This window comes from Streptomyces sp. NPDC045678 (assembly GCF_056432085.1).
Genome location: NZ_JBWKJS010000001.1, coordinates 824,876 through 847,449 on the forward strand (window position 1 = coordinate 824,876; position 22,574 = coordinate 847,449).

Consider the following 22,574-nt stretch of genomic DNA (forward strand, 5'->3'; position numbering starts at 1 on the left):
CAGGACGAGAGCCGCGCCGCACAAGGGACACGCCTCACGAAAGCCGCGTCTCCTCCGCCGTATCGAGCCGCACGCCCCCGCCCCGCACCGCCCGCGCCTGATCCAGCCGCAGCCGCGCCGAACGGCCGCGCAACGTCAGCGTCATGAGCTGGTTGCCGAACCAGGGGCCACCCGTCCTGCGCCAGTCGATGCCCGCCTGCGACACCTTCGCGTGCCGGGCGAACCGCCGTCCGAGGCGGCGCCCCACGCGGCTCCAGCCGAAGCGGAACCCGAGCCTGATCGACGCCGGGATGGAGTTGTGGACGGGGGAGCAGGTCAGCTGGAGCACCCGGGCGTCGGGTCCGTCGCCCGCGGGCCAGCTCGGCTCGGCGACGTAGGCGTGGTGGACGTCTCCGGAGAGCACGCACACCGTCGCCGGAGCCCCCGGGCCCGAACCCGCCTCCGCGATCAGCTCGGTGAGCGCTTCGAAGGAGGCCGGGAAGGCGGCCCAGTGCTCGAGGTCCGAGCGTCGGCGCAGGTTCTCCCCGAACCGGGCCCAGCGCTCGCCGCGCTCACCGCGGCACAGCGCGGCGTTCCACCCCTCGGCGTCATGGATGAGGTGGGGGAGCAGCCAGGGCAGCGAGGTGCCGATGAGGAGGTGGTCGTACGACCCGGGATCCGCGAGGGCCTGTTCGCGCACCCACTCCGCCTCGGCGGCGTCGAGCATCGCGCGCTCGCCCTCCGCGAGGACGCGGGCCGCCCGGGTGTCCACCATGAGCAGCCGGACCCGCCCGAAGTCCCGCCGGTAGCTCCAGCGGGCGGCACCCGCGTCCGCGTCGGCCGCGGCGGCGAAGGCGCGCAGCACGTCCGTGCCGTCCGGGGCCGCGCACACGGAGGCGTAGAGCTTGTCGCGGGCCAGTTCGTCGGGCGGCAGATTGCCGAGGTGCTGATGGACCCAGTACGACATGAGGCCGCTCAGGATCCGCTCGCGCCACCAGGGCGTGGCCCGCATCTCGGCGACCCAGGCGGCGCTGGTGTTCCAATCGTCGATCACGTCGTGATCGTCGAAGACCATGCTGCTGGGAACGGTCGACAGGAGCCAACGCACCTCCGGGTCGAGCCAGGATTCGTAGTAGAGGTGCGTGTACTCCTCGTAGTCCGCGACCTGGATGCCCGGCGGGTCGGTGAGGTCGCGGCGCGCGGCGAGCCAGCGCTGGGTGGCCTTGGAGGTCTGGTCCGCGTACACCTGATCGCCCAGGAGCACCAGCACGTCCGGGCGTTCCACGTCCGGGTCGGCGGCGATGCGGGCGGCGAGCGTGTCCAGCGCGTCGGGCCCCACGGGGTCGTGCTCGCCGGACGGCGGGGCGGCCCACCGGCAGGAGCCGAACGTGACCCGCAGCTCCGCGCCGCCCTCGTCACCCGCACCGGTCGCGGCGAGCGTGCGGATGGTGCTCGCGGGAAAAGGCGAATCGGGCAGCGGCCACACGGCGGTCCCGCCGCCGTCGCCGAGCCGCACCTCGTACGCCGTCTCCGTGCCCGGCGTCAGTCCGGTGACCGGGACGAGCGCGTAGTGGTGGCCGCAGATCTGGAAGGTCCGCGCCGTACCGCCCGCGCCGTCCGCGCACCGCACCTCGGCGGTGCAGGGCCGGTCGGCCTCGACCCAGACGGTCGCCGTGGAACCGTCGACGTACCTCAGCAGTGGACCCAGGCGCAGCCGTGGCACAGGTGATCACCCTCCTCCGTCGCCCCGTACGGTACGGAACGACGGGGAAGGGCGGGCCGGTTCCGCGAGAACCGGCCCAACGGTCGCGGGAGAACCCCCGCGCCGCCGTCCGGCCGATGAGGGAACGGTTCAGCAGCCGTTGAGGATCGAGGAGAGCTTGCTCTTCTCCTCGGTGTTCACGGTCAGCTTGTAGTGGTGCTTCACGTCCACCCACATCCGGGCGTAGTAGCAGTGGTACGAGGTGGTGGGCGGCAGCCACTCGGCCGGGTCCTTGTCGCCCTTCGCCTGGTTCACGTTGTCGGTCACGGCGATCAGCTGCGGCCGGGTCAGGTCGTTGGCGAAGCCCTCGCGCTGCGCGGTGGTCCAGCTGTTCGCACCGGACTTCCAGGCCTCGGAGAGCGGCACGACGTGGTCGATGTCGAGGTCGGACGCGACGGTCCAGGTCGCGCCGTCGTAGGCGGACTTCCAGGTGCCGGAGGTGGCGGCGCAGCTGGAGTCCTGCTCGACGTTCGTGCCGTCGCGCTTGAGGACGACCTCGCGGGTGTTGCAGGCGCCGGACTGCGTCTTCCAGTGCGGGAACTTGTCGCGGCTGTAGCCGTCGGACGAGCCCTCGGCCTTGACGGTGAGGCCGCCGAGGTAGGTCCGTGCGGTGGCGGCGCTGACCGGGGCCGGGGGAGCGGCCTGGGCGGAGGTGCCGCTGACGAGCGTGGCGGCGGTGGCGAGGGCGACGGCCGCGGCGGCGAAGGCGGGCCGGGTGCGCCGGGTGTGCCGGGTGCGGAGGGCGTGTCGGTCGCTTCGACGCGCGTAGACAACGGGCATGCGAACTCCCTTGATGTGGGGGGCGGTTGACCGGTGGGGCGGTCAGAGTCGCGGGTCGGGGTTACAGACGGATGTGCGTCTAGTGACAGGGTCGCGTCAAAGAGGTGCCGACTTCAAGGGTTCTGGCGCGGCGTCAAGTGCACTGGGCGGGACGGAAGTTGCATTCCCGCGCATTCCCCGCGCGTTTTGGTGCGGTCCGTGATTCAGGTCACTCCGGCGCGGACCGAAAGCCCCTGGTCGCGACCTGTGCGCCGTCCCGTACGATGGATGGCGCAGAAGGGGAGTAGCTCTTCGCCGGACCGTCGACATACTGCTCAGCTCGTCTGAGCCGGCGCCCGGAGGCAGGCCCCACGGGGCAGGCCAGCGAGACCTTCGGCAAGCAGTGCCGGCGTACGCATCGCATGACGCGTACGTCCAGACGCCCACACCCGTGTGCGTCCGTGTGCGCTGCCGTGCCGAGGTGTCGTACGCGAAACGGTGGAACACTCTCGGTGGGGCGGCCCCGACCGATTGAGGAACCCTTGATCAGCTTCAGCGTGATGGCGCTCGTCTTCGGCGTCGTCTTCCTGGCCGAGCTGCCGGACAAGACCGCACTGGCCGGTCTCGTCCTCGGCACGCGCTACCGCGCCTCCTACGTCTTCGCCGGCGTCGCCGCCGCCTTCACCGTTCACGTGGTGCTCGCCGTCGCGGCGGGCAGCGTCCTGACCCTGCTCCCGCAGCAGCTGGTCCACGCGCTCACGGGTGTCCTCTTCCTGGCCGGTGCCGCGATGCTGCTGCTCAAGGGCGGTGACGACGAGGAGGAGGTCAAGCAGCCCGAGGACCAGAGCTTCTGGAAGGTGTCCGGCGCGGGCTTCATGCTCATCCTCGTCGCCGAGTTCGGCGATCTGACGCAGATCATGACCGCCAATCTGGCCGCCCGTTACGACGACCCGATCTCCGTGGGCCTCGGCGCGGTGCTGGCCCTGTGGGCAGTCGCCGGGCTCGGCATCGTCGGCGGCAAGGCGCTGATGAAGCGGGTGCCGCTCGCCCTCATCACGAAGATCGCGGCGGTGCTGATGCTGGGGCTCGGGGTGTGGAGCCTTTACGAGGCGATCGCTGCGTGATGGTGGGGTGAGTCGGTCCGGGGGGGGGGCGACGGTTGCGCCGGTCGCCCCCTGGGCCGGTTGGGGTGGTCGGGGTGGTGGGCAGCCTGTTGGTCCGGTCCATGCCCGTCCCATTTGGGTCGCTTGGGTGGTGTGACCTGCGGCGTTGGCTTTTGCGGCCCTCTTTTTGTACCGTGCAGGAACAAAGTGGCTCCGCCCGTACTCCCTGACCGGCGGGCGGGGCCGCCTTGATCTTCCGCCGCCGCCCCTGCGCTCTGGAGCACTTCAATGACGGCCACGGCCACGACCGCCGACCTTGTCGCACCCGTCCTGACCGCCCGCGCCGTCCTCCTCGACATGGACGGCACCCTCGTCAACTCCGACGCCGTCGTCGAACGCTGCTGGCAGCGCTGGTCCGCGCGGCACGGCCTCGACTTCGACGAGGTCATCAAGGTCGTCCACGGACGGCAGGGCTACGCGTCCATGGCGGTGCTGCTGCCCGAGCGGCCCATGGAGGAGAACTACGCGGAGAACCGCGAGATGCTCGCCGCCGAGACCGCCGACATGGACGGCGTCGTCCCGGTTCCCGGCGCCCCCGCGTTCCTGACGGCACTGGCCGACCTGCGCCTGCCGCACGCGCTCGTGACCTCCGCCGACGTGCCGTTGTCCACCGGACGGATGGCCGCGGCCGGGCTCGCCCTGCCGGACGTGCGGGTGACCGCGGAGAGCGTCGGCGCGAGCAAGCCGGACCCCGAGGGGTTCCTCAAGGGCGCGGCCGCGCTCGGCTTCGACCCGGCGGACTGCGTCGTCTTCGAGGACTCCGAGGCGGGGATACGTGCGGGTCAGGCGGCCGGTATGCGCGTCGTGGGCGTGGGCCCGCGCGCCGGGCGGTTCGGCCCCACGGTGCACGTCGAGGACCTGACGGCGGTGGGGGTCGCCGACACGGGTGACGGGTCGATACGGCTCACGTTCGGCTGAGCGCTCGGTGGGGCTCGGCGCCCGGTTGGGTCGGGGCTCGGTTGAGCCGGGCCGCCTTGGTTGGGCTGGGCCTGGGGGTGAGCTGGGTCCTGGTCGGGCTGGGCTTCGGTTGGGCTGAGCGCCTTGGCTGGGCTGGGGCTCGGTTGAGCCGGGCCGCCTTGGTTGGGCTGGGCCTGGGGGTGAGCTGGGTCCTGGTCGGGCTGGTCGCCGGTCGGGTTAGGCGCCGGTCGGGCTGGGCTTCGGTCGGGCTGGAACCCGCAGGGGCGCAGGGCGGCCCGGTCAAGCCCCGCTTTCAGGGCTCCGGCGGGCTCTTCCCACGGCTCCGGCGGGCTCTTCTCAGCGTTCCGTCAGGCGCGTCTCAGGCTTCCGTCGGGCGCGTCTCAAGGTTCCGTCGTCTCCGATTCCAGGCTGCGGCGCGTCTCGGGTCCGTACTCGCCCTGCGCGTCGTCCCTGAGGCCGCGGGCCCACTGGTAGCGCCGTACGGCGGCGGTGACCTCGGGCGTGTACGAGCCGTCCCGCTCACCCACGTACAGGTACAGCTGTGCCAGCCTGCCCTGCAGCTCCGTGACCTCCGCCCCCTTGTCCCCCTCCCGCAACGTCGTGCCGGTCGTCCTGCGCGGCGGTGACGCAGACGATCCCGCCGACCCCGACGCAGTCGGCGGCGGCGCGGACGAGGGCGGGGACGGGGACAAGGGCGGCGTCGCCGAGCGGGTGGGCGACGCCGACTGCGAGGCGCGGACGCCGGGCGTCGCGGAAGGGGCGCGCGAGGACGACGCGGACGGGTTCGCGGAGGGCGCCGCGGGCTTCGTGGGGTCCGCGTAGGCCGACGTGAGGTCGTCCGGCAGAGCCCTGTCCCGGGTCGGCCCGTCCGAGGCCGAGGAGAGCAGCCCGACCGCGAAGACGGTGGCGGCGGTCACGGCGGCGACGGCGCCGGTGAGGGCGAGCAGCGCGAGGGGGCGTCTGCGGAGGCCCCGCCTCTCGTGCGGTTCAGCGTCCCCGCGCAGGTCAGCACCCATTTCCGCACCCGCACCGGCACCGGCACCCGGGGCCATACGCGCACCCGCACCGGCACCCGGCTCCCCACCCGCACCCCCGGCGAAGCGACGTACGCCCGCGGTCGAGGCCGTAGGAGGGCCCGCGCCGGCACCCCCGCTCCCGTCCATGTCCCCGGAGGGCTCGGTGGGCGGCCCGGCAGGGTCGGGGTCGGGGTCGGGCAGCGAGACGTATGGCCGTATCCGCAGCGGATCGAAGTCCGCCGCGGCCGCACCGGCGGCGGACCGGGCCCGCACCCGATCGACCGCGTCGCCCTCCGCGCCGCCCTCGCCCTCCGCGACTGCTTCTTCGTCTCCCTGTCCGGCCACGGCCGCCCCTCCCCTCGTACGTCCCGCCGTCCCGCCCGCCCCCGGAGCTCCAGAGATTATGCAGAGCCCCGCTTCAACAGGCCATAACGGGAGACACGGACCAGGATGGAAAGAGAACGCGGACCCCTCAGGAGGTGTCCATGTCGCACGATGTCAGCGCCCACCCCACGGGGGAGGGTCCAGGCCCTGTCCCGATACGTGCGGGCAACGACCACACCGGCAGTGGGCACGCGGGCAACGGGCATCCGCCCGGCGGCGTACTGATCTCCATCGGCGCGCTGCTCCTCGGCATGCTGCTCGCGGCGCTCGACCAGACCATCGTCTCCACCGCGCTGCCGACGATCGTCAGTGACCTCGGCGGCATGGACCACCTGTCCTGGGTCGTCACCGCGTACATGCTGGCCGCGACGGCCGCGACCCCGCTGTGGGGCAAGCTCGGCGACCAGTACGGCCGCAAGAAGCTGTTCCAGACCGCGATCGCGATCTTCCTGGTCGGCTCGGCGCTGTGCGGCATGGCGCAGAACATGCCCCAGCTCATCGGCTTCCGCGCGCTCCAGGGGCTCGGCGGCGGCGGTCTCATGGTGCTGTCCATGGCGATCGTCGGCGACCTGGTGTCGCCGCGCGAACGCGGCAAGTACCAGGGCCTGTTCGGCGCGGTCTTCGGTGCGACCAGCGTCCTCGGACCGCTGCTCGGCGGAGTCTTCACGGAGCATCTCAGCTGGCGCTGGGTCTTCTACGTCAATCTGCCCATCGGCGTGATCGCGCTCGTCGTCATCGCCACCACCCTGCACATCCCGGTACGCGGCACCCGGCACACCATCGACTACCTCGGCACCTTCCTCATCGCCTCCGTGGCCACCTGCCTGGTCCTCGTCGCCTCGCTCGGCGGCACCACGTGGGCCTGGGGATCGGCGCGGATCATCGGGCTCGCGGTGCTCGGCGTGGTGCTCGCCGCGGCGTTCGTGGCGGTGGAGCGCAAAGCCGCGGAACCGGTCCTCCCGCTCACACTCTTCCGGATCCGCACCTTCACCCTGTCCGCCGTGATCAGCTTCGTCGTGGGCTTCGCGATGTTCGGGGCGATGACGTACTTGCCGACGTTCTTGCAGGTCGTGCAGGGGGTCACGCCCACGATGTCGGGCGTCCACATGCTGCCGATGGTGGCGGGCATGCTCCTGTCCACCACCGCCTCCGGACAGATCGTCAGCCGGACGGGCCGCTGGAAGATCTTCCCCATCGCGGGCACGGCCGTCACCACGATCGGCCTGCTCCTGCTCCACCAGCTGGACGAGAACAGCGGCACCGCCGAGATGAGCGTGTTCTTCTTCGTCTTCGGCCTGGGACTCGGCCTCGTCATGCAGGTCCTCGTCCTCATCGTGCAGAACGCCGTGAGTTACGAGGATCTGGGCGTCGCCACGTCCGGCGCGACGTTCTTCCGCTCCATCGGCGCCTCCTTCGGCGTCGCGATCTTCGGCACGATCTTCACGAACCGGCTCGGCGACAAGCTGACCGACGCCCTCGCCGGGCAGCAGCTGCCGCCGGGGCTGAGCGTGAGCACCCTCGAAGCGGATCCGCGCGGCATCGCGAGGCTCCCCGCCGACCTGCGCCCCGGAGCCCTGCACGCGTACGCCTCGTCGATCACGGACGTCTTCCTCTACGCGGTGCCGGTCGCCTTCGCCGCCTTCGTCCTCGCCTGGTTCCTGCGCGAGGACAAGCTGCGCGCCTCGGTCACGGCGCCCGACCCGACGCAGACGCTGGCCAGCAATCCGGTGGAGCGTTCGTCGTACGACGAGTGCGCGCGGGCCCTCTCGGTGCTCGGGACGCGCGAGGGCAGGCGCGCGATCTACGAGAAGATCACGGCGCGGGCCGGCCACGACCTGCTGCCCGCTTCGAGCTGGCTGCTCCTGCGCATCGCACGGCACGGCTCCGTCGAACCGGGCGTGCTGGCCGAGCGCACCACGGTGCCGCTGACCGTCATCACGGCGGCCGCCCGCCAGGTCGAGGAGCGGCGCCTGGCACGGCGGCGAGGCCTGGAGATGGTCCTGACGGAGCGGGGCCACGAGGTCGCGGCCACGCTGGCCAAGGCCCGCGAGGAGTCCCTGTCGGAGCTGCTCGGCGACTGGTGGAACCCCGACCGCCCCACGGACCTGGCCCAGCTGGTCGAGGAGCTCAGCTCCGAACTGTGCGGCTCGGATTCGGAGCGGCCGCGGGGTGAGGGGGCGACGGTGGTACGCGCGGCGTGACCGGGCCGCGCCCGGGCGGCGGCCGGTCAGATCAGCTTCTTGGCGAACCAGTGCTCGGCGTACGGCCGCACGGTGAGCGGCTCGGTCTCCTCGTATCCGTGCCGCGCGTACAGCGCGCGGGCCTCCACGAGGTCCGTACGGGTGTCGAGGATGACGCGCTCGGCCCCGAGCGCGCGGGCGGCGTCCTCGGCGGCGGCGAGGAGGACGGCGGCGCCGCCCCTGCCGCGCACGTCCTCGCGTACGAACACGCGCTTGAGCTCGGCGGTCGAGGCATCGAGCAGCCGCACACCGGCGGTACCGACGGCCTCGCCCCCGTACCGCGCGACGAGCAGCACCCCGCCCGGCGCGGCAAGATCCGCGCCGGTCTCGGCGTCGATCTCCCGCTCCAGCTCGGCGGGCTCCGTGACCCGCCCCTCGTGCAGCAGATACCAGCGATCGCTGACTTCGGTGTAGTACGCACGCCAGAGCGCGCGCACGACATCGGAGTCATACGCCTCGGCCGCGACACTCCAGGTCGCGGCGTCGGGGGCGGGGGCGGCGGCGGGGGCCACGGTGACAGGCTCGGTCATACGCGCATTCTGAGCCGACGGGCCCGCACCCCCGCAAGGGATTTAGCTCCGGCCGAACCCGCTACTCGCCCTTGGGCGCCGCCTGCTGGACGACTTCGAAGGACCAGACCGAGGAGCCGCTCGCTGCGGGCTTGGGGCGGTCGCCGCCGCCCTGGTGGGCCGACTTCATCGGGCCCTCCATCCAGGCCTGGAACGACTCCTCGTCACGCCAGCGCGTGTAGACCAGGTAGTCGTCGGTGCCCTCGATGGGGCGGAGGAGTTCGAACCACTCGAAGCCGTCCGAGTTCTCCACGGCGCCGGCGCGGGACGCGAAGCGCTTCTCGAGGGTTTCGCGCTGGTCGGCGGGGACGGTCAGGACGTTGATCTTGACTACGCTCATACGGCCATCCTGCCGTACGGGGGTGTCGGAGCGGCGTGAGCCCCGGGGCCCCCGCGGCCGGATGTCACGGAGGTCCGGCGGGCGGGGTCCCGGGGCTCGGTCCGGGGTGCCTGTTACAGGGGGTTCCTGTGACAGGCCGTGGGGGCTACAAGCGCAGCAGGCGTTCCGCTGTCTCGCGGTAGTCCTGCAGGGCCAGGCGGAGTTGTTCCGTGTCGCCTTCCGGGGGCGTTCCCGGAGTGGCGGCCGGGGTGGCGGCCGGATTGGTGGCGGCGGTGCCGGGCTCGCCCGGGGGGACTTCCGCCGCGTGGGACTGCCACGTCGTACGCAGGGCGTTCCGGCGCTCCGTCAGGGTGTGGGTCAGGTCGGCGATCGCTTCCTCCAGGATGCGGTCCGCGTTCTCGACCGCGGCGCGGGGGCCGTCGACGAAGCCGTTGACCGCGTTCTGGAGGCGCAGCGTCAGCTTGTCGCGTGCGTCGATCGGGAAGAGAGCGGTCCCGTCAGCCATGCTGAACTCCCTTGTGGGTGATGCCGGTCGAAGGCTTGCGGGTGTCGTGCCGACCCGTCGTGAGGGTCGCGTCGGCGTCGGAGCGGTGCTCCGCCACCAGCGCCTCGAAGAGCCCGCGCGCCTCGAGCAGTGCCGCGCGCATCTCCTCGGTGCCGGCGCCACCGGTACGCTCCACGCCCGTCGCCTCCGTGCCCATGGGGTCCGTGCCCATGGTGCCCGTCGTGCCGAGGGCCGCGCGGTGCACCTTGCGGTAGCCGTGGACGTGGTGGGCGTGGTGGACGGAGAGCGCGTCGATCTGGTCCTCGTAGTGCCCGGCGTCGGGGAAGCCGCGGGCGCCTGCCAGTTCGGCGATCAGGCGGTCCGCCTCGGCCACCGCCTCGCGCGGGGAGTCGACGAAGCGCTCCTGGGCGACGGTCCAGCGGGCCGTGTACTGCTCGCGCGCCGCGGGGTCCAGCGGCCGCACGTGCAGGGAACCGTGCCGCTTCACCCGCTCGCCGAGGTCGCGCTCGGCGGCCTTGGTGTCGCCGTCGTGCCGGGCGACCGCGCGGTCGTACTCGGGTCCGAAGCGGCGCTGCAGACCGCGCCTGCCGCCCGCACCCTGTTGCCTGCGGTTCAGCACGGCGAACGCGGCGACGGCGATGACGACGACGGCCACGATCAGCAGAATGATCATGAGTGTGGACATGGGTGGGTGCCCTTTTCGGCTCGGGGATCGGCCTGGGGCGCGGGGCCCGGCAGGGGCCCCGACACCCGTTCCCCGGAACGAGTTGCCCGGATTCGGGCCGCCAAACGGCCTGTGCGAGCCGACGTCAGCCGGGGTGGCGTTCCCGCCGGTCACGGGCCGCCTCCTCGACGTCGAAGGGGGCGAGGCCGAGCGACGGGCCCGGCAGCGGCTGGCCCCTGCCGGGCAGGGCCGCGAAGTCACATGGGCGCATTGTCCCAGTGAGGTCGTGCGGCCGCCCGGCGGCCCATAGGATGCGGCAGCGCGCGAACCGTCAATCACGTACGCGCCGTGGTGAGTTGAAGGAGCGTACCCCCGTGCTGGAACTGACCATGGCCTCGGTGTCCGGGGCGGACACGGGCGCCACCGCGGGCATGCTGATGGCCGAGGCGCCGAGCGAACCGGGTGCGGTGCTGCGGGTCGGGCGGGACAGGAGCGTGTGCCGTCTGGTGACGCCCGACGACTGGCTGTTCGTCTCCCGTTCGCACCTGGAGTTCCGCTGCGGGCCCGACGGGGCCTGGTCCGTGAGCTGGCTGCGCGGTTCGAACCCCGATCCGGCGTCCGAGGTGCGGCTGCTGACCGGGGGTACGGCGCGGATCCTCGCGTACGGAGGGGCCGCGCCGTTGCCCCGGGGCGGCTCCGGCGAGATCGTCATCCAGGACCGGGCCGGGCCGCGGAGCGTGAACGTCGGTTACTACCACGAGGGTTGAGCGCGGGTCTGTCTTCTGCGCGGGCCCCCTGGGGTTTCGTGGGGCGCGTCAGCCGAGTACGCGGGCCAGTGCGAAGCCGTCGTATCCCTTGGTGCCCACCGTCTGCACCGCCGTGCCGTTCAACTTGGGGTGGTCCGCGATGAGTTCGAGTGCGGAGCGGGTGCCGAGGATGGCCGGGTCGGTGCTGGTGGCGTCGGTCACCGCGCCGCCCCGTACGACGTTGTCGAGGATGATCAGGCTTCCGGGGCGGGTGAGTTCGAGCGCCCACTGCAGGTAGTGCGCGTTGTTCGCCTTGTCGGCGTCGATGAAGACGAGGTCGAAGGGTTCGGGGTGCGCGGCGTGTTCGGCGCCGAGCACGGTGAGCGAGTCCAGGGCGGGGCCGACGCGGACTTCGGCGATCTTGTCGAGTCCGGCGCGGGCGATGTTGCCGCGGGCCACGTCGGCGTGCTCGGGGTTGTACTCGAGGGTGATGAGGCGGCCGTCGGCGGGCAGGGCGCGGGCCAGCCAGATGGTGCTGTAGCCGCCGAGGGTGCCGATCTCCAGGATGCGGCGGGCGCCCTGGATCTGGGCGAGGAGGTGGAGCAGCTTGCCCTGGTTCGGGGCGACGGCGATGCGTGGCAGGCCGGCGGCGTCGCTGTCGCGGAGGGCGGCGGTCAGGGCGGCGTCGGCGGGGGCGAGGAGGCCGGTGAAGTAGTCGTCGACGGAGTCCCACTGTTCCTGGGTCATGTGTCCGGCGTTCCCTTCGGCTGAGCGGTGGTCGGACTGTGCGACTGTCCCGTCAGTTTCTCAGGTCGCCTTGCCGACGGGGGCGTGATCCCTGCGGGGCGGTGGGGGTTGCTCGCGCAGTTCCCCGCGCCCCTAAAAGATGCGCAGTTCCCCGCGCCCCTTAGAGATGCCGGTCCGGCTGTGGCTGGTCGCGCAGTTCCCCGCGCCCCTAAAGATGCGCAGTTCCCCGCGCCCCTGGGTGGTCCCACTCCCCGACCCCGTTCAGCCCCGCCAGGGGCGCGGGCGGCGTACGGCCGATCTCTCGCCGTCGCGGGCCGCGGGTGTTAGTTGGTTGGGCGCGGAGCCATCGTTCGCGCCTCGGTGGGCGTCTCGACCGCCGGCGGCGAGCCCGGCAGCGGCTTGCCGGCCGATTCCGTCATGTACCAGACGGCGATTCCGCCGATCACCGCCGCCGCCATCATGTAGTACGCGGGCATCATCTTGTCGCCCGTCGCGCCGATCAGGGCCGTCACGATCAGCGGGGTCGTGCCGCCGAAGACGGAGACGGAGATGTTGAAACCGATGGAGAGCGAGCCGTAGCGGACCTTCGTGGGGAAGAGGGCCGGGAGGGCCGACGGCATCGAGGCCGTGAAACAGACCAGGAGCATGCCGAGCGCGCCGAGGCCCAGGGCGATCGCCCACAGGGAGCCGTCGCGGATCAGGAGGAGGGCCGGGACCGAGAGCAGGAAGAAGCCCGCGCAGCCCGCGGCGATGACCGGGCGGCGGCCCACCCGGTCCGTGAGCGCCCCCATGAAGGGCTGGACGCACATCATCAGTGCCATGACGGCCAGGATGACCAGGAGGCCGTGCGTCTCGTCGTACTTGAGCTCGCTGGTCAGGTAGCTCGGCATGTACGACAGCAGCATGTAGTCCGTGACGTTGAAGACGAGGACCAGGCCCATGCAGAGGAGGAGGGCCTTCCACTGGCCCGTGACCATGTCGCGCAGCCGCACCTTCGCGCGGGTCTGCTCGTCCTTGTGCGCCTTCTCCAGTTCGGCGGCGAACGCCGGGGTCTCCTCCAGCTTCATGCGCAGGTAGAGGCCGATCAGGCCCATCGGGCCCGCGATCAGGAACGGGATGCGCCAGCCCCAGGACAAAAGGTCGTCGGTGGAGAGCAGGGCCGTCATCAGGGTGACCAGGCCCGCACCGCCGATGTACCCCGCCAGCGTGCCGAATTCAAGCCAGCTGCCGAGGAAGCCCCGCTTCTTGTCGGGCGCGTACTCGGCGATGAACGTCGAAGCCCCCGCGTACTCGCCGCCCGTGGAGAAGCCCTGCACCAGCCGGGCCGCGAGGAGCAGCACCGGCGCCCAGACGCCGATCGACGCGTACGACGGGATCAGGCCGATGGCGAACGTGCCCGCCGCCATCATGATCATGGTGAGCGCGAGGACCTTCTGGCGGCCGACGCGGTCGCCGAGCGGGCCGAAGACCATGCCGCCGAGCGGCCGGATCAGGAAGGCCGCGGCGAACGCGCCGAACGCGGAGAGCAGCTGCGCCGTCGGGTTGCCCGAGGGGAAGAAGACCTTGCCGAGGGTCACGGCGATGTAGCTGTAGACGCCGAAGTCGAACCACTCCATCGCGTTGCCGAGGGCGGCCGCCTTCACCGCGCGCTTCACCATCGCGGGATCCGTGACGGTGACGCCGGCGGCGGCGTCCTGGCCGGTGGCCGCCTCGCCTCGCTGCCGGGGCAGGGGCGCGTCCGACGGCTCGGGCTTCCGTAGTGCGACGGGAGTGGCGCTCGCCAAGGGTTCGCTCGCCTGCTTTCGGTCGACGACAAGGACGAGGCCGCATCCGGTCACCCGGAGCGGCCCGAAAAGCGACCATAGGTGCAAGCGGCATCATTACGGTCGGTGTCCGGTCGGCAGCACAGTGACGCAAAACCGCTGCTATGCAGGTCAAACGGCTTTTCCCCGGGTGGCGGGGGTTATGCACCCATGTGATCTTTGTCGCGGCCGAGACCTGGAACCGTGGACGCCCGGGGTCCACATCGCCCCTGACCAGGGGCCGGGAACCGCCGGTGTCGGGCGGGGGCCCTGTCGGGCGTTCCGGATGAAGCGATAGAAAGCGATGTGGCTGCCAGGTGAAATGGTGGTTGCGTGCGTCCCCACATCCGGGACGAGAACTTCACATCAGAGGCGAGGACTGACGCGGGCGGGAGGGTCGACGGGGCGTGGCGAACGTTGAGCACAGGGGGCCGGGGGAAGTCCTGGGAACGGGACAGACCGGTGGACCCGGGGCGCGGACGGGAGCGGCCCGTGTCGTCCTCTGGCTGGTCGCCGCCGTCCTCGCGATCCGGCAGGTCGCCGTCGTCCTGCGGACGCCCGAGGGCGACCGGCTGACGGATCTGGAGACGTGGATCGGCCCCGAGGGCGTCCTGCACGTGAACGGATCCTTCTACGACGCGGACAAGTTCACCGGCACACCGTTCGCCGGACTCGTCCTCAAGCCCCTCACCCGTGCGGGCGAGCAGGCGCTCGGCTGGGGGTGGACGTTCGGCACGCTCGGACTCGTCGTCGTGCTCGGTGTGGTCGCCGCCCGCGCCCTGCCGCACCCCGTCAGCCGCCGCACGTCACTGCTCGCCGCCCCGGTGGCGGTCAGTCTGCTCATCCTGTCGCTGCCGGTCCGCAACACCCTGTACCTCGGCCAGACCAGCATCCTGCCGGTCCTGCTCGTCCTGCTCGGCCTCTTCGCGGTCCGCGGGCAGCGGAGCTGCGGTGTTCTGATCGGCGTCGCCGCCGCCCTGCAGCCCACCATGCTGCTCTTCGCGGTGCTGCTCTGGTTCACCGGCCGCAAGCAGGCGGCCGCCGCCACCGCCGGCTCCTTCGCCGCCGTCACCGCGCTCGCCTGGGCCGCGATGCCGAGCGACTCGGCGACGTACTGGATCCACCACCTGGCCGGCACCGGCCTCGGAGCCGATCCGGACGCCAACGCCAACCAGTCGCTGCACGGCATGCTGCTCCGCGCCGGCCTCGAAGGCCCCCTGGAGACAGCCGTATTCCTGCTGCTCGGCGCGGGCGTCGTCGCCGTCGGCCTGCGCCGCGCCGTGCGCTACGCGCGGGACGGGCAGCTGCTCCTGGCCGTCGCGATCACCGGCTGCGTCGCCGTCGCGGTGTCGCCGACCACCTGGCAGCACCAGCTCCTGTGGGTGCTCTTCGCGGTGGTCGGCCGGGTCGGCAAGCGCCGGTCCGACCGCTATATGTGGCCGGTGGCCGTCATCCTCGTGTCGACGCTGCCCGCCAAGATGATGCTGCCGAACATGTCGGTCACCGCGCCGATCCGCGACAACATCGTGCTGATCGCGGCGCTCGCCGCGGCCGTCGTCGTGCCGTTCCTGTCCCGGTCCCACCCGCAGTACCGCGAGCCCATCCCCACCGAGTACGCCGAGCCCGTCCCGGCCCGCTGGAGCCGGATCCCGCTCGTCCCGTTCTGGCGGCGCGTCCTCGCCCGCCCGAACCTGCTGCTCGAACTGCTCCTCATACGCGTCGGCTACTCCGCGTACCAGCAGGTCAGGCTCGCGGCGACGGGCGGCACGATCTCCGGGGGCCGGGCCGACGCGGAGCACCACGGCGCGCAGGTCCACGCGATCGAGCGGTTCCTGCACATCGACATCGAGCACTGGTTCAACCACCTGACGGCGCGGACCGGCTGGATGGAGGACTTCTTCAACTTCTACTACACGTCGTTCCACTTCCTGGTGCCGCTGAGCGTCCTCGCCGTCCTCTACGTCCGCAGGCCCGCCGACTACCGCTGGGCGCGCTCCGCGCTCGGCTTCGCGACCGTCCTCGCCCTCATCGGCTTCTGGGCCTACCCGCTCGCCCCGCCGCGCCTGATGCCGGAGCTCGGCTTCATCGACACCGTGCACGGCGTGCAGGACTTCACCCAGCCGGACTACGGCACGCTGACGCAGCTCACCAACCAGTACGCGGCGATGCCCTCGCTGCACTTCGGCTGGTCGCTGTGGTGCGGTCTGGTCATCGCGGTCATCGCGCCGCGGTGGTGGATGAAGGCGCTCGGCCTGCTGCACCCGTTCTTCACGGTCTGCGCGATCGTCGGCACCGGCAACCACTGGGTCCTCGACGCGGTGGGCGGCGCGGCCGTCGTGGGCGTGGGCTTCGGCCTGACCTACGTGCTGTCGGGGCCGCGGGTGCGGCAGCCGCTGAAGCGGGTCAGGGGCGCGGAGCCCGTCACCGGCACGTCGAAGGCCGTTTCCGCGAGGGACCGTACCCCGAGCTGATCTCGTAGGTGCCGGGCGCCGGTACCGACAGAAGCGTGAACTCGCCGTGCGGCTTCAGACAGGCCCCCTCGGCCCTGAGCCACGGCGAGTACACGAGACGCAGCGTCACCGAACCGCGCTTCGGCACCCGCACCACCACGTTCGACCCGGTGGAGCGGACGACGGCCGCCGGTGCGGAGACCAGCGGCACCGGGTCCTTCACCCTGAAGATCTGCCAGTGCGCGTCCTTCCACACCGGTTCCAGCCACGTGGGCCGGCTCGCCACCAGCTCCGCCTCGTCCTCGGCGTAGCCGTCGGGCTTGCCCGCGGGCAGCACCACGTATCCGACGGCCCACCGGTCGAGCCAGGCGCGGTAGGTGGCGGCCGAGAACGAACCGTCGTAGAAGAGCCGGCCGCGCTCGATGTCGAGCTGGCGGTTCCAGCCCCGCGCCATGTTCACGTACGGGGCCAGCGCGGTCGCCTCGCGGTGGTTGCGGGTCGGGACGACCTCGACGCGGGTGCGGTTGGCCTCCAGGCGCTCCAGCTCCCGCACCACGCCGTGCGTGTCGACCGCCCACTTCGGCACCTTCGTCGACACCACGAGGTCGTCGAAGGTCTTCTGCGTCACCCACGCCGAGGACAGCACGAGCGCCACCGCCAGGACGATCCTGCGGGCCCGGGTCAGACCCGGCACGAGCAGGGCGGCGAGCAGCAGCGCGGGCCCCACCAGCTCCGCGAGCCGTTCGACGTTGGTGCCGATGGGGGAGGGGATGAGGTACGTCAGGACGGTCCCGGCCGCGTAGACGCCCGCGCCCCACCGCAGCACCCGCCACTCGCGCGGCCCGGCGACGATGAGCGCCAGGCTGAACAGGACGGGCGGGAAGATCCGGTCGAACGGCATCAGGTGCTCGCCGGTGAACGGAAAGAGCACCGTGGTCGCCGCGACGACCAGGAACGGCGGCAGGATCAGCGCGGCCGACCGCACCCAGTCGCGTACGAAGAAGTACCCCGCGCCCGCCACGACGAGGAACAGCCCCGCGACCGGGGAGCCCATGGTGGCCAGCGCCGCGCACACCACCGCGACCGCCGTGCGCCGCTGCCGCACCAGGGCGAGGCAGGCCGCGAGCGCGAAGGCGAGACCGAGCGCGAACGTCGTGCGCCCCGATGCGACGTTGCACCACACCGCGAGCGACGCGAGCACGGCGGGCCACAGCGGTCTTCGGATGCCGGAGCGCGCGATCAGGGCGGCGACCAGCCAGGCGCCCGCGACACCGGAGACCACCGTGACGGTCCGCACGCCGAGCGCCGCCATCAGGTACGGCGAGATGAGGCTGTAGTTGGCGGTGTGCATGCCGCCGTACCAGAACAGGTTGTACGCGGCAGTGCCGTGCTCGGACGCGAACCGCGCCCACGCCTCCTGCGCCGCGAGGTCGCCGCCGCCCGTGGCGAGGAACGCCGCCCACACGGCGTACAGGGGGAGGGTGGGGAGCGTGGCCAGGAGGGGGACGCGGTGGCGCCGCAAGAAGGGCCGGAAGGGTGAGTTCCGGCCCGTGGACGTGCTGTCGGACGGGGCGAGCGTTACGTCGGCAGAGGCCACGGCCACCGTTTCCGTTCGAGTCCGGGGAAGGCAAGGTTCACTTCCACAGACGCCGGATGCAACGGAAACGTTGGTTCCGTAAATGTAATTGACCTGATAGGTCGCCTTATGACGCTCTATCGGCTCACGGCCGTGTGCCGACTCCTCACGGCCGTGTGCCGACTTCTCACGGCCGCGTGCCGACCCGGAGCTCCTTGACCCCGTTCAGCCAGGCGGAGCGGAGTCTGCGCGGGTCGCCGGTCAGGTGCAGGCCCGGCATGGCGTCGGCGATGGCGTTGAAGATGAGGTTGATCTCCAGGACCGCGAGGGACTTGCCGAGGCAGAAGTGCGGGCCTCCGCCGCCGAAGCCGAGGTGCGGGTTGGGGTCGCGGGTGACGTCGAACTTCTCGGGCGATTCGAACACCTCGGGGTCGTGGTTGGCCGAGGAGTAGAAGATGCCGACCCGGTCGCCCTTCTTGATCCGTGCCCCGCCGAGCTCCGTGTCCTGGGTGGCGGTGCGCTGGAAGGAGACCACGGGGGTCGCCCAGCGCACGATCTCCTCCGCCGTGGTCGCCGGGCGCTCGCGTTTGTAGAGCTCCCACTGGTCCGGATGGGTCAGGAGGGCGTGCATGCCGTGGGTGATGGCGTTGCGGGTGGTCTCGTTGCCGGCCACGGCGAGCAGGATCACGAAGAAGCCGAATTCGTCGGAGGAGAGGTTGCCCTCGTCCTCGGCCGCCACCAGCTGGCTGACGATGTCCTTGGCGGGGCACTCCTTGCGGGCGGCGGCGAGGTTCATCGCGTAGGAGACGATCTCCATCGCGGCCTCGGCCCCGACCTCCTCGGTGATGGCGTACTCGGGATCGTCGTAGGCCGCCATCTTGTTGGACCAGTCGAAGATCTTGGAGCGGTCCGCCTGGGGTACGCCGATGAGCTCGGCGATGGCCTGGAGCGGCAGCTCGACGGCGACGTTCGTCACGAAGTCGAAGGAGCCGTCGGTGCCCGCGTTCTCCAGCGCCGTCTCGACGATGGACCCGGCGCGGTCGCGCAGCGCGTCCTCCAGCGAGCGGATGGCGCGCGGGGTGAAGCCGCGCTGCACGATCTGGCGGACCCGGGTGTGCTCGGGCGGATCCATGTTGAGCATGATCATCTTCTGGACTTCGATCTGATCGCGGGTGATCGTCTCGTTGAAGCGGATGATCGCGGTGTTGAGGTTCGAGGAGTACAACTCGGGATGGGTGGACACGTACTTGACGTCCTCGTGGCGGGTGACGGCCCAGTAGCCCGCGTCGTCGTAGCCGGATATCCGCGGCCGCTGGCTGATCCAGCGCACCGGTTCCGCCTGCCGCAGCCGTGCGAACTCCGGCAGGGGGACGCGTTCTTGGAGCAGGTCGGGGTCGGTGAAGTCGAACCCGTCGGGCAGCGCGGGACAGGGCATCGGCAACTCCAGGCGTGGGCTGATTTCCGACGGTCGGGTCTCTCGGGCTCCTGACGGTCCATCAGGGCAGCTGGCTCGCAAGGTAGTAACGGGTTCTACAAGAGGCAAGGGCCAGAGCGGGTCCGGTTGCGTGCGGGTCCCGCGCGCAATGCGTGCAAGACCCTTGCGGCACCCCGGTCCCGCTCAGCAGACTGCAGGACAGAACTAGAACGCGTACTAGTTCCACTCGCGAGCCGCCGGGACGGCTCGCGGGACGTGGAGAGGGAGGACGAGCCCATGGCCGCGGAACCCGTCATCGTCGAAGCAGTACGCACGCCCATCGGCAAGCGCTCAGGGGCGCTCGCCAATCTCCACCCCGCCTATCTGCTCGGTGAGACCTACCGCGAACTCCTCGGCCGCACCGGCATCCACGCCGACTGCGTCGAGCAGATCGTCGGCGGCACGGTGACCCATGCCGGGGAGCAGTCCATGAACCCCGCGCGCACGGCCTGGCTCACCATGGGGCTGCCGTACGAGACCGCGGCGACCACCGTCGACTGCCAGTGCGGCTCCTCCCAGCAGGCGAGCCACATGGTCGCCAACATGGTCGCGGCCGGCGTCATCGACGTCGGCATCAGCTGCGGCGTCGAGGCGATGTCACGGGTGCCGCTCGGCTCCGGCTCCAAGCACGGCCCCGGCAAGCCCTTCCCCGACGAGTGGAACGTCGACCTGCCCAACCAGTTCGAGGCCGCCGAGCGCATCGCCCGCAAGCGCGGCCTCACCCGCGAGAACGTGGACTCGCTCGGCCTCATCTCGCAGGAGCGCGCGGCCGTCGCCTGGGCCGAGGAGCGCTTCAAACGCGAGACGTTCGCCGTGCAGGTGCCCACCACGGAGGAGGAGCAGGCCGCGGGGCAGGGCATGTGGCGGCTCGTCGACCGTGACGAAGGGCTGCGCGACACCACGATGGAGGGGCTCGCCCGCCTCAAGCCGGTCATGCCGACCGCCGTGCACACCGCGGGCAACTCCTCGCAGATCTCGGACGGCGCGGCGGCCCTCATGTGGGCGTCCAAGCGGATGGCGCGGGCCCTCAAGCTGAAGCCGAGGGCGCGCATCGTCGCGCAGGCGCTCGTCGGCGCCGATCCGCACTTCCACCTCGACGGGCCCGTCGACGCGACGCGCGCGGTGCTCGGCAAGGCGGGGATGTCCCTGAAGGACATCGACATCGTGGAGATCAACGAGGCGTTCGCGTCGGTGGTGCTGAGCTGGGCGCAGGTCTTCGGCCAGGACCTGGAGAAGGTCAACGTCAACGGCGGCGCGATCGCCCTCGGCCATCCGGTGGGGGCGACGGGGGCGCGGCTCATCACGACGGCACTGCACGAACTGGAGCGCAGGGACAAGGAGTTCGCGCTCATCACGATGTGCGCGGGCGGGGCGGTGGCGACGGGGACGATCATTCAGCGGCTGTAGCTCCAGGCACCGTTCACCGGTGGTGTCAGGTACACCCCACTGCCGGGGGGTTCTCGGATGTCGCCGTGACGGTGACCCTTCGTAACGTCATACCCATGAACGCCGAGTGCACGAACACCACGAACTCCACGCCCGGTCACGCCCGTTCCGTACGCCGAGGGGGCGCCGCCCTCGCCGCGCTGATGCTCGCGGGGCTCGCCGGACTCACCGCCGCGCCCGCCGCACAGGCCGCCGACGGTGCCGAGGGGCGCCCCGCCGCCGCACACCGCGCCGACCGGGGCGCCCTCCTGCACGTCACCCCGGTCGCCGACCTGAGCCGCGCCGAGGTCGCCGCCTTCCTGAAGAAGGGCGAGTTCGGCACGGCGACGGTGCGGTACGGCGTGCGGGCGTACCGCCTCACCTACCGCACCGTCGACCCCCAGGGCCGCCCGACCACCGCCACCGGCCTGTTCGTGCTGCCCAAGGCCCAGTCCGAGACCCAGCGACACCGCGCCCTCGGCCTCGTCTCCGACGCCCACGGCACGATGGTCCACCGCGACTACGCGCCCTCGGTCAGCGAGGACTTCGGGCGGCTCAACCCCTACCTCCACGCCGCCGCGGGCAAAGCCGTCGCCGCACCCGACTACCTCGGGCTCGGCAAGGGCCCCGGCGTCCACCCGTACATGGACGCGCACTCGGCCGTCACCGCATCCGAGGACATGCTGCGCGCCTCCCGCACCGCGGCGCAGCGCGAGGGACGCACGCTCTCCGGGGACCTGTACCTCACCGGGTTCTCGCAGGGCGGCCAGGTGACGATGGCGCTCGCACGGGAGGCGGGCCGCGGGCTCTCCGGGTTCACCGTGCGCGCCGTCGCCCCCGTCAGCGGCCCCTACGACCTGTCGGGCGAGGAGTTCCCCGCCCTCCTCGACGGCCGGGTCAACGACACGAGCGCCGTCTTCTACCTCTCGTACTTCCTGGTCGCCCAGAACCGCCTGCACTCGATCTACAAGGACCCCTCGGACGTGTTCCGTGCCCCCTACGCGGACCGGGTCGAGCAGCTCTTCGACGGCCGGCACAGCGAGGAGGAGGTCCTGCCCGCACTGCCCGGGACGCTGAAGGAACTGCTCACACCCGACTTCTACGAGCGCATGCAGCAGCCGACGGGCGGCCTGAAGGAGGCGCTGACGGCGAACGACGGCTTCTGCGACTGGAAGCCGGCGGCTCCGGTACGGCTCTACGCCGCGCGCGGCGACACCGACGTGCCCATCCAGAACGCCCGCAGCTGCGCGGCGACCCTGGCCGCGCACGGGGTGCGGGCGCCGGTCCTGGACCAGGGCGGGGTGGCGCACATGAAGTCGGTGGGCAAGGCGGCGCCGAAGATCGCGCGGTGGTTCGCGACGGCGGGGTCGTAGGCGGCTGGGGCGGTACGCGAAAGAAGGACGTGGTTCGCGAAAGAAAGATGCGGTACGCGAGAGAAAGGTGCGGTACGCGAAAGAGGCGGCAACCCCGTGGGGGTTGCCGCCTCTCTCAGTGGCGGGCTGCGCCGGCTGCTCAGTACCAGCCGTTCGCCTGCCAGTGGTTCCACGCGTCGACGGGGCTGCCGTAGCGGTCGTTCATGTACTTGAGGCCCCACTCGATCTGGGTCTCCGGGTTGGTCTTCCAGTCCGAACCCGCCGACGCCATCTTCGAGGCGGGCAGGGCCTGGACCAGGCCGTAGGCGCCGGAGGAGGAGTTCGTGGCGCTCGGGTTCCAGCCGCTCTCGTGCGAGACGATCTTGTCGAACGCGGCGAACTGCGCCGGGTCCGGGATCTTCTTCTTGGCGATCGCCTTGGCGGACGCGGGGGCGGCGGCGGGCGCGGCGGCCGGGGCGGCGGCCTTCGCGGTGGTCGGGGTGGCTGCCTGGGCCGGGGCCGCGGCGAAGACCATGCCGGAAGCGGCAGCGGCGACGAGGCCGCCGGTGATGGCCTTCTTCGGGGAAGCGATGCGGCGGATGAGCGAGGCGGACACAGAGGACCTTCCGGTGGGGAACGGGGCTGTCGCGGTGCACGCCGTCCGACACGGAAGTGTGGGGGACATGCGGCGGCGCCGAGGCCC

The 22,574-nt window shown here is 71.6% G+C and carries 20 protein-coding genes; 7 read left to right on the forward strand and 13 right to left on the reverse strand.

Going from position 1 to position 22,574, the window contains the following annotated elements:
• Positions 1-34: 34 nt before the first annotated feature.
• Positions 35-1,702: an alkaline phosphatase D family protein gene (locus AC07DO_RS03620; RefSeq protein ID WP_479056745.1), complete on the reverse strand. Its 1,668-nt coding sequence runs from the start codon at positions 1,700-1,702 to the stop codon at positions 35-37.
• A gap of 129 nt (positions 1,703-1,831) precedes the next feature.
• Positions 1,832-2,521 (reverse strand): HNH endonuclease family protein, encoded by a 690-nt coding sequence (locus tag AC07DO_RS03625; protein WP_479056747.1) that lies wholly within the window; start codon positions 2,519-2,521, stop codon positions 1,832-1,834.
• A gap of 521 nt (positions 2,522-3,042) precedes the next feature.
• Here AC07DO_RS03625 and AC07DO_RS03630 point away from each other — a divergent pair.
• Entirely contained in the window at positions 3,043-3,624 is a 582-nt protein-coding gene (locus AC07DO_RS03630) for a TMEM165/GDT1 family protein (protein ID WP_479056749.1), read from the forward strand.
• Between the two features lie 267 nt (positions 3,625-3,891).
• On the forward strand, positions 3,892-4,581 hold the full coding sequence (locus AC07DO_RS03635) for an HAD-IA family hydrolase (RefSeq protein ID WP_479056750.1): 690 nt from the start codon (positions 3,892-3,894) through the stop codon (positions 4,579-4,581).
• Positions 4,582-4,961: 380 nt separating this feature from the next.
• Here AC07DO_RS03635 and AC07DO_RS03640 read toward each other — a convergent pair whose 3' ends face one another.
• Positions 4,962-5,942: a peptidoglycan-binding domain-containing protein gene (locus AC07DO_RS03640; protein WP_479056752.1), complete on the reverse strand. Its 981-nt coding sequence runs from the start codon at positions 5,940-5,942 to the stop codon at positions 4,962-4,964.
• A 140-nt stretch (positions 5,943-6,082) separates the two neighbouring features.
• Here AC07DO_RS03640 and AC07DO_RS03645 point away from each other — a divergent pair, with 140 nt between their 5' ends.
• Positions 6,083-8,182 carry a DHA2 family efflux MFS transporter permease subunit gene (locus AC07DO_RS03645; RefSeq protein WP_479056754.1) on the forward strand — a complete coding sequence of 700 codons (2,100 nt, stop codon included), beginning with the start codon at positions 6,083-6,085 and terminating at the stop codon, positions 8,180-8,182.
• 26 nt (positions 8,183-8,208) lie between these two features.
• On the opposite strand, the gene AC07DO_RS03650 is transcribed toward AC07DO_RS03645, so the two are convergent.
• From AC07DO_RS03650 to AC07DO_RS03670, 5 genes are all read right to left on the reverse strand, one after another.
• Positions 8,209-8,751, reverse strand: a complete 543-nt coding sequence (locus tag AC07DO_RS03650; protein ID WP_479056755.1) for a GNAT family N-acetyltransferase — start codon at positions 8,749-8,751, stop codon at positions 8,209-8,211.
• Positions 8,752-8,812: 61 nt separating this feature from the next.
• A complete protein-coding gene (locus AC07DO_RS03655; RefSeq protein WP_150167290.1) occupies positions 8,813-9,130 on the reverse strand; it encodes an antibiotic biosynthesis monooxygenase family protein in 318 nt (105 codons plus the stop codon).
• Between the two features lie 145 nt (positions 9,131-9,275).
• Positions 9,276-9,635 carry a hypothetical protein gene (locus AC07DO_RS03660; protein ID WP_479056757.1) on the reverse strand — a complete coding sequence of 120 codons (360 nt, stop codon included), beginning with the start codon at positions 9,633-9,635 and terminating at the stop codon, positions 9,276-9,278.
• Positions 9,628-10,320, reverse strand: coding sequence for a hypothetical protein (locus AC07DO_RS03665; RefSeq protein WP_479056759.1), 693 nt, complete (start codon positions 10,318-10,320; stop codon positions 9,628-9,630). The genes AC07DO_RS03660 and AC07DO_RS03665 overlap by 8 nt, the downstream gene beginning before the upstream one ends.
• Before the next feature lie 124 nt (positions 10,321-10,444).
• Positions 10,445-10,570, reverse strand: a complete 126-nt coding sequence (locus AC07DO_RS03670; RefSeq protein ID WP_479056760.1) for a hypothetical protein — start codon at positions 10,568-10,570, stop codon at positions 10,445-10,447.
• Positions 10,571-10,673: 103 nt separating this feature from the next.
• Here AC07DO_RS03670 and AC07DO_RS03675 point away from each other — a divergent pair, with 103 nt between their 5' ends.
• Positions 10,674-11,066, forward strand: coding sequence for an FHA domain-containing protein (locus AC07DO_RS03675; RefSeq protein ID WP_479056761.1), 393 nt, complete (start codon positions 10,674-10,676; stop codon positions 11,064-11,066).
• Positions 11,067-11,114: 48 nt separating this feature from the next.
• On the opposite strand, the gene AC07DO_RS03680 is transcribed toward AC07DO_RS03675, so the two are convergent.
• Positions 11,115-11,792 (reverse strand): O-methyltransferase, encoded by a 678-nt coding sequence (locus AC07DO_RS03680; RefSeq protein WP_479056762.1) that lies wholly within the window; start codon positions 11,790-11,792, stop codon positions 11,115-11,117.
• A gap of 323 nt (positions 11,793-12,115) precedes the next feature.
• Positions 12,116-13,522 (reverse strand): glycine betaine/L-proline transporter ProP, encoded by a 1,407-nt coding sequence (gene proP / locus AC07DO_RS03685; RefSeq protein WP_479057513.1) that lies wholly within the window; start codon positions 13,520-13,522, stop codon positions 12,116-12,118.
• A 479-nt stretch (positions 13,523-14,001) separates the two neighbouring features.
• Here proP and AC07DO_RS03690 point away from each other — a divergent pair, with 479 nt between their 5' ends.
• Positions 14,002-16,065 (forward strand): bifunctional glycosyltransferase 87/phosphatase PAP2 family protein, encoded by a 2,064-nt coding sequence (locus tag AC07DO_RS03690; protein ID WP_479056763.1) that lies wholly within the window; start codon positions 14,002-14,004, stop codon positions 16,063-16,065.
• Here AC07DO_RS03690 and AC07DO_RS03695 read toward each other — a convergent pair.
• Positions 16,016-17,641: a hypothetical protein gene (locus AC07DO_RS03695; RefSeq protein WP_479056765.1), complete on the reverse strand. Its 1,626-nt coding sequence runs from the start codon at positions 17,639-17,641 to the stop codon at positions 16,016-16,018. The two genes, AC07DO_RS03690 and AC07DO_RS03695, sit on opposite strands and share 50 nt — an antisense overlap.
• Positions 17,642-17,807: 166 nt before the next feature.
• Positions 17,808-19,055: a cytochrome P450 gene (locus tag AC07DO_RS03700; RefSeq protein WP_479056766.1), complete on the reverse strand. Its 1,248-nt coding sequence runs from the start codon at positions 19,053-19,055 to the stop codon at positions 17,808-17,810.
• Between the two features lie 276 nt (positions 19,056-19,331).
• Here AC07DO_RS03700 and AC07DO_RS03705 point away from each other — a divergent pair, with 276 nt between their 5' ends.
• On the forward strand, positions 19,332-20,501 hold the full coding sequence (locus tag AC07DO_RS03705) for a steroid 3-ketoacyl-CoA thiolase (protein WP_471422579.1): 1,170 nt from the start codon (positions 19,332-19,334) through the stop codon (positions 20,499-20,501).
• A gap of 95 nt (positions 20,502-20,596) precedes the next feature.
• The gene (locus tag AC07DO_RS03710; protein ID WP_479056768.1) at positions 20,597-21,892 is read left to right on the forward strand and encodes an alpha/beta hydrolase; all 1,296 of its coding nucleotides are present in this window, start codon (positions 20,597-20,599) and stop codon (positions 21,890-21,892) included.
• A gap of 139 nt (positions 21,893-22,031) precedes the next feature.
• Here AC07DO_RS03710 and AC07DO_RS03715 read toward each other — a convergent pair whose 3' ends face one another.
• On the reverse strand, positions 22,032-22,487 hold the full coding sequence (locus AC07DO_RS03715) for a lytic transglycosylase domain-containing protein (protein ID WP_471319682.1): 456 nt from the start codon (positions 22,485-22,487) through the stop codon (positions 22,032-22,034).
• Between the last annotated feature and the right edge of the window lie 87 nt (positions 22,488-22,574).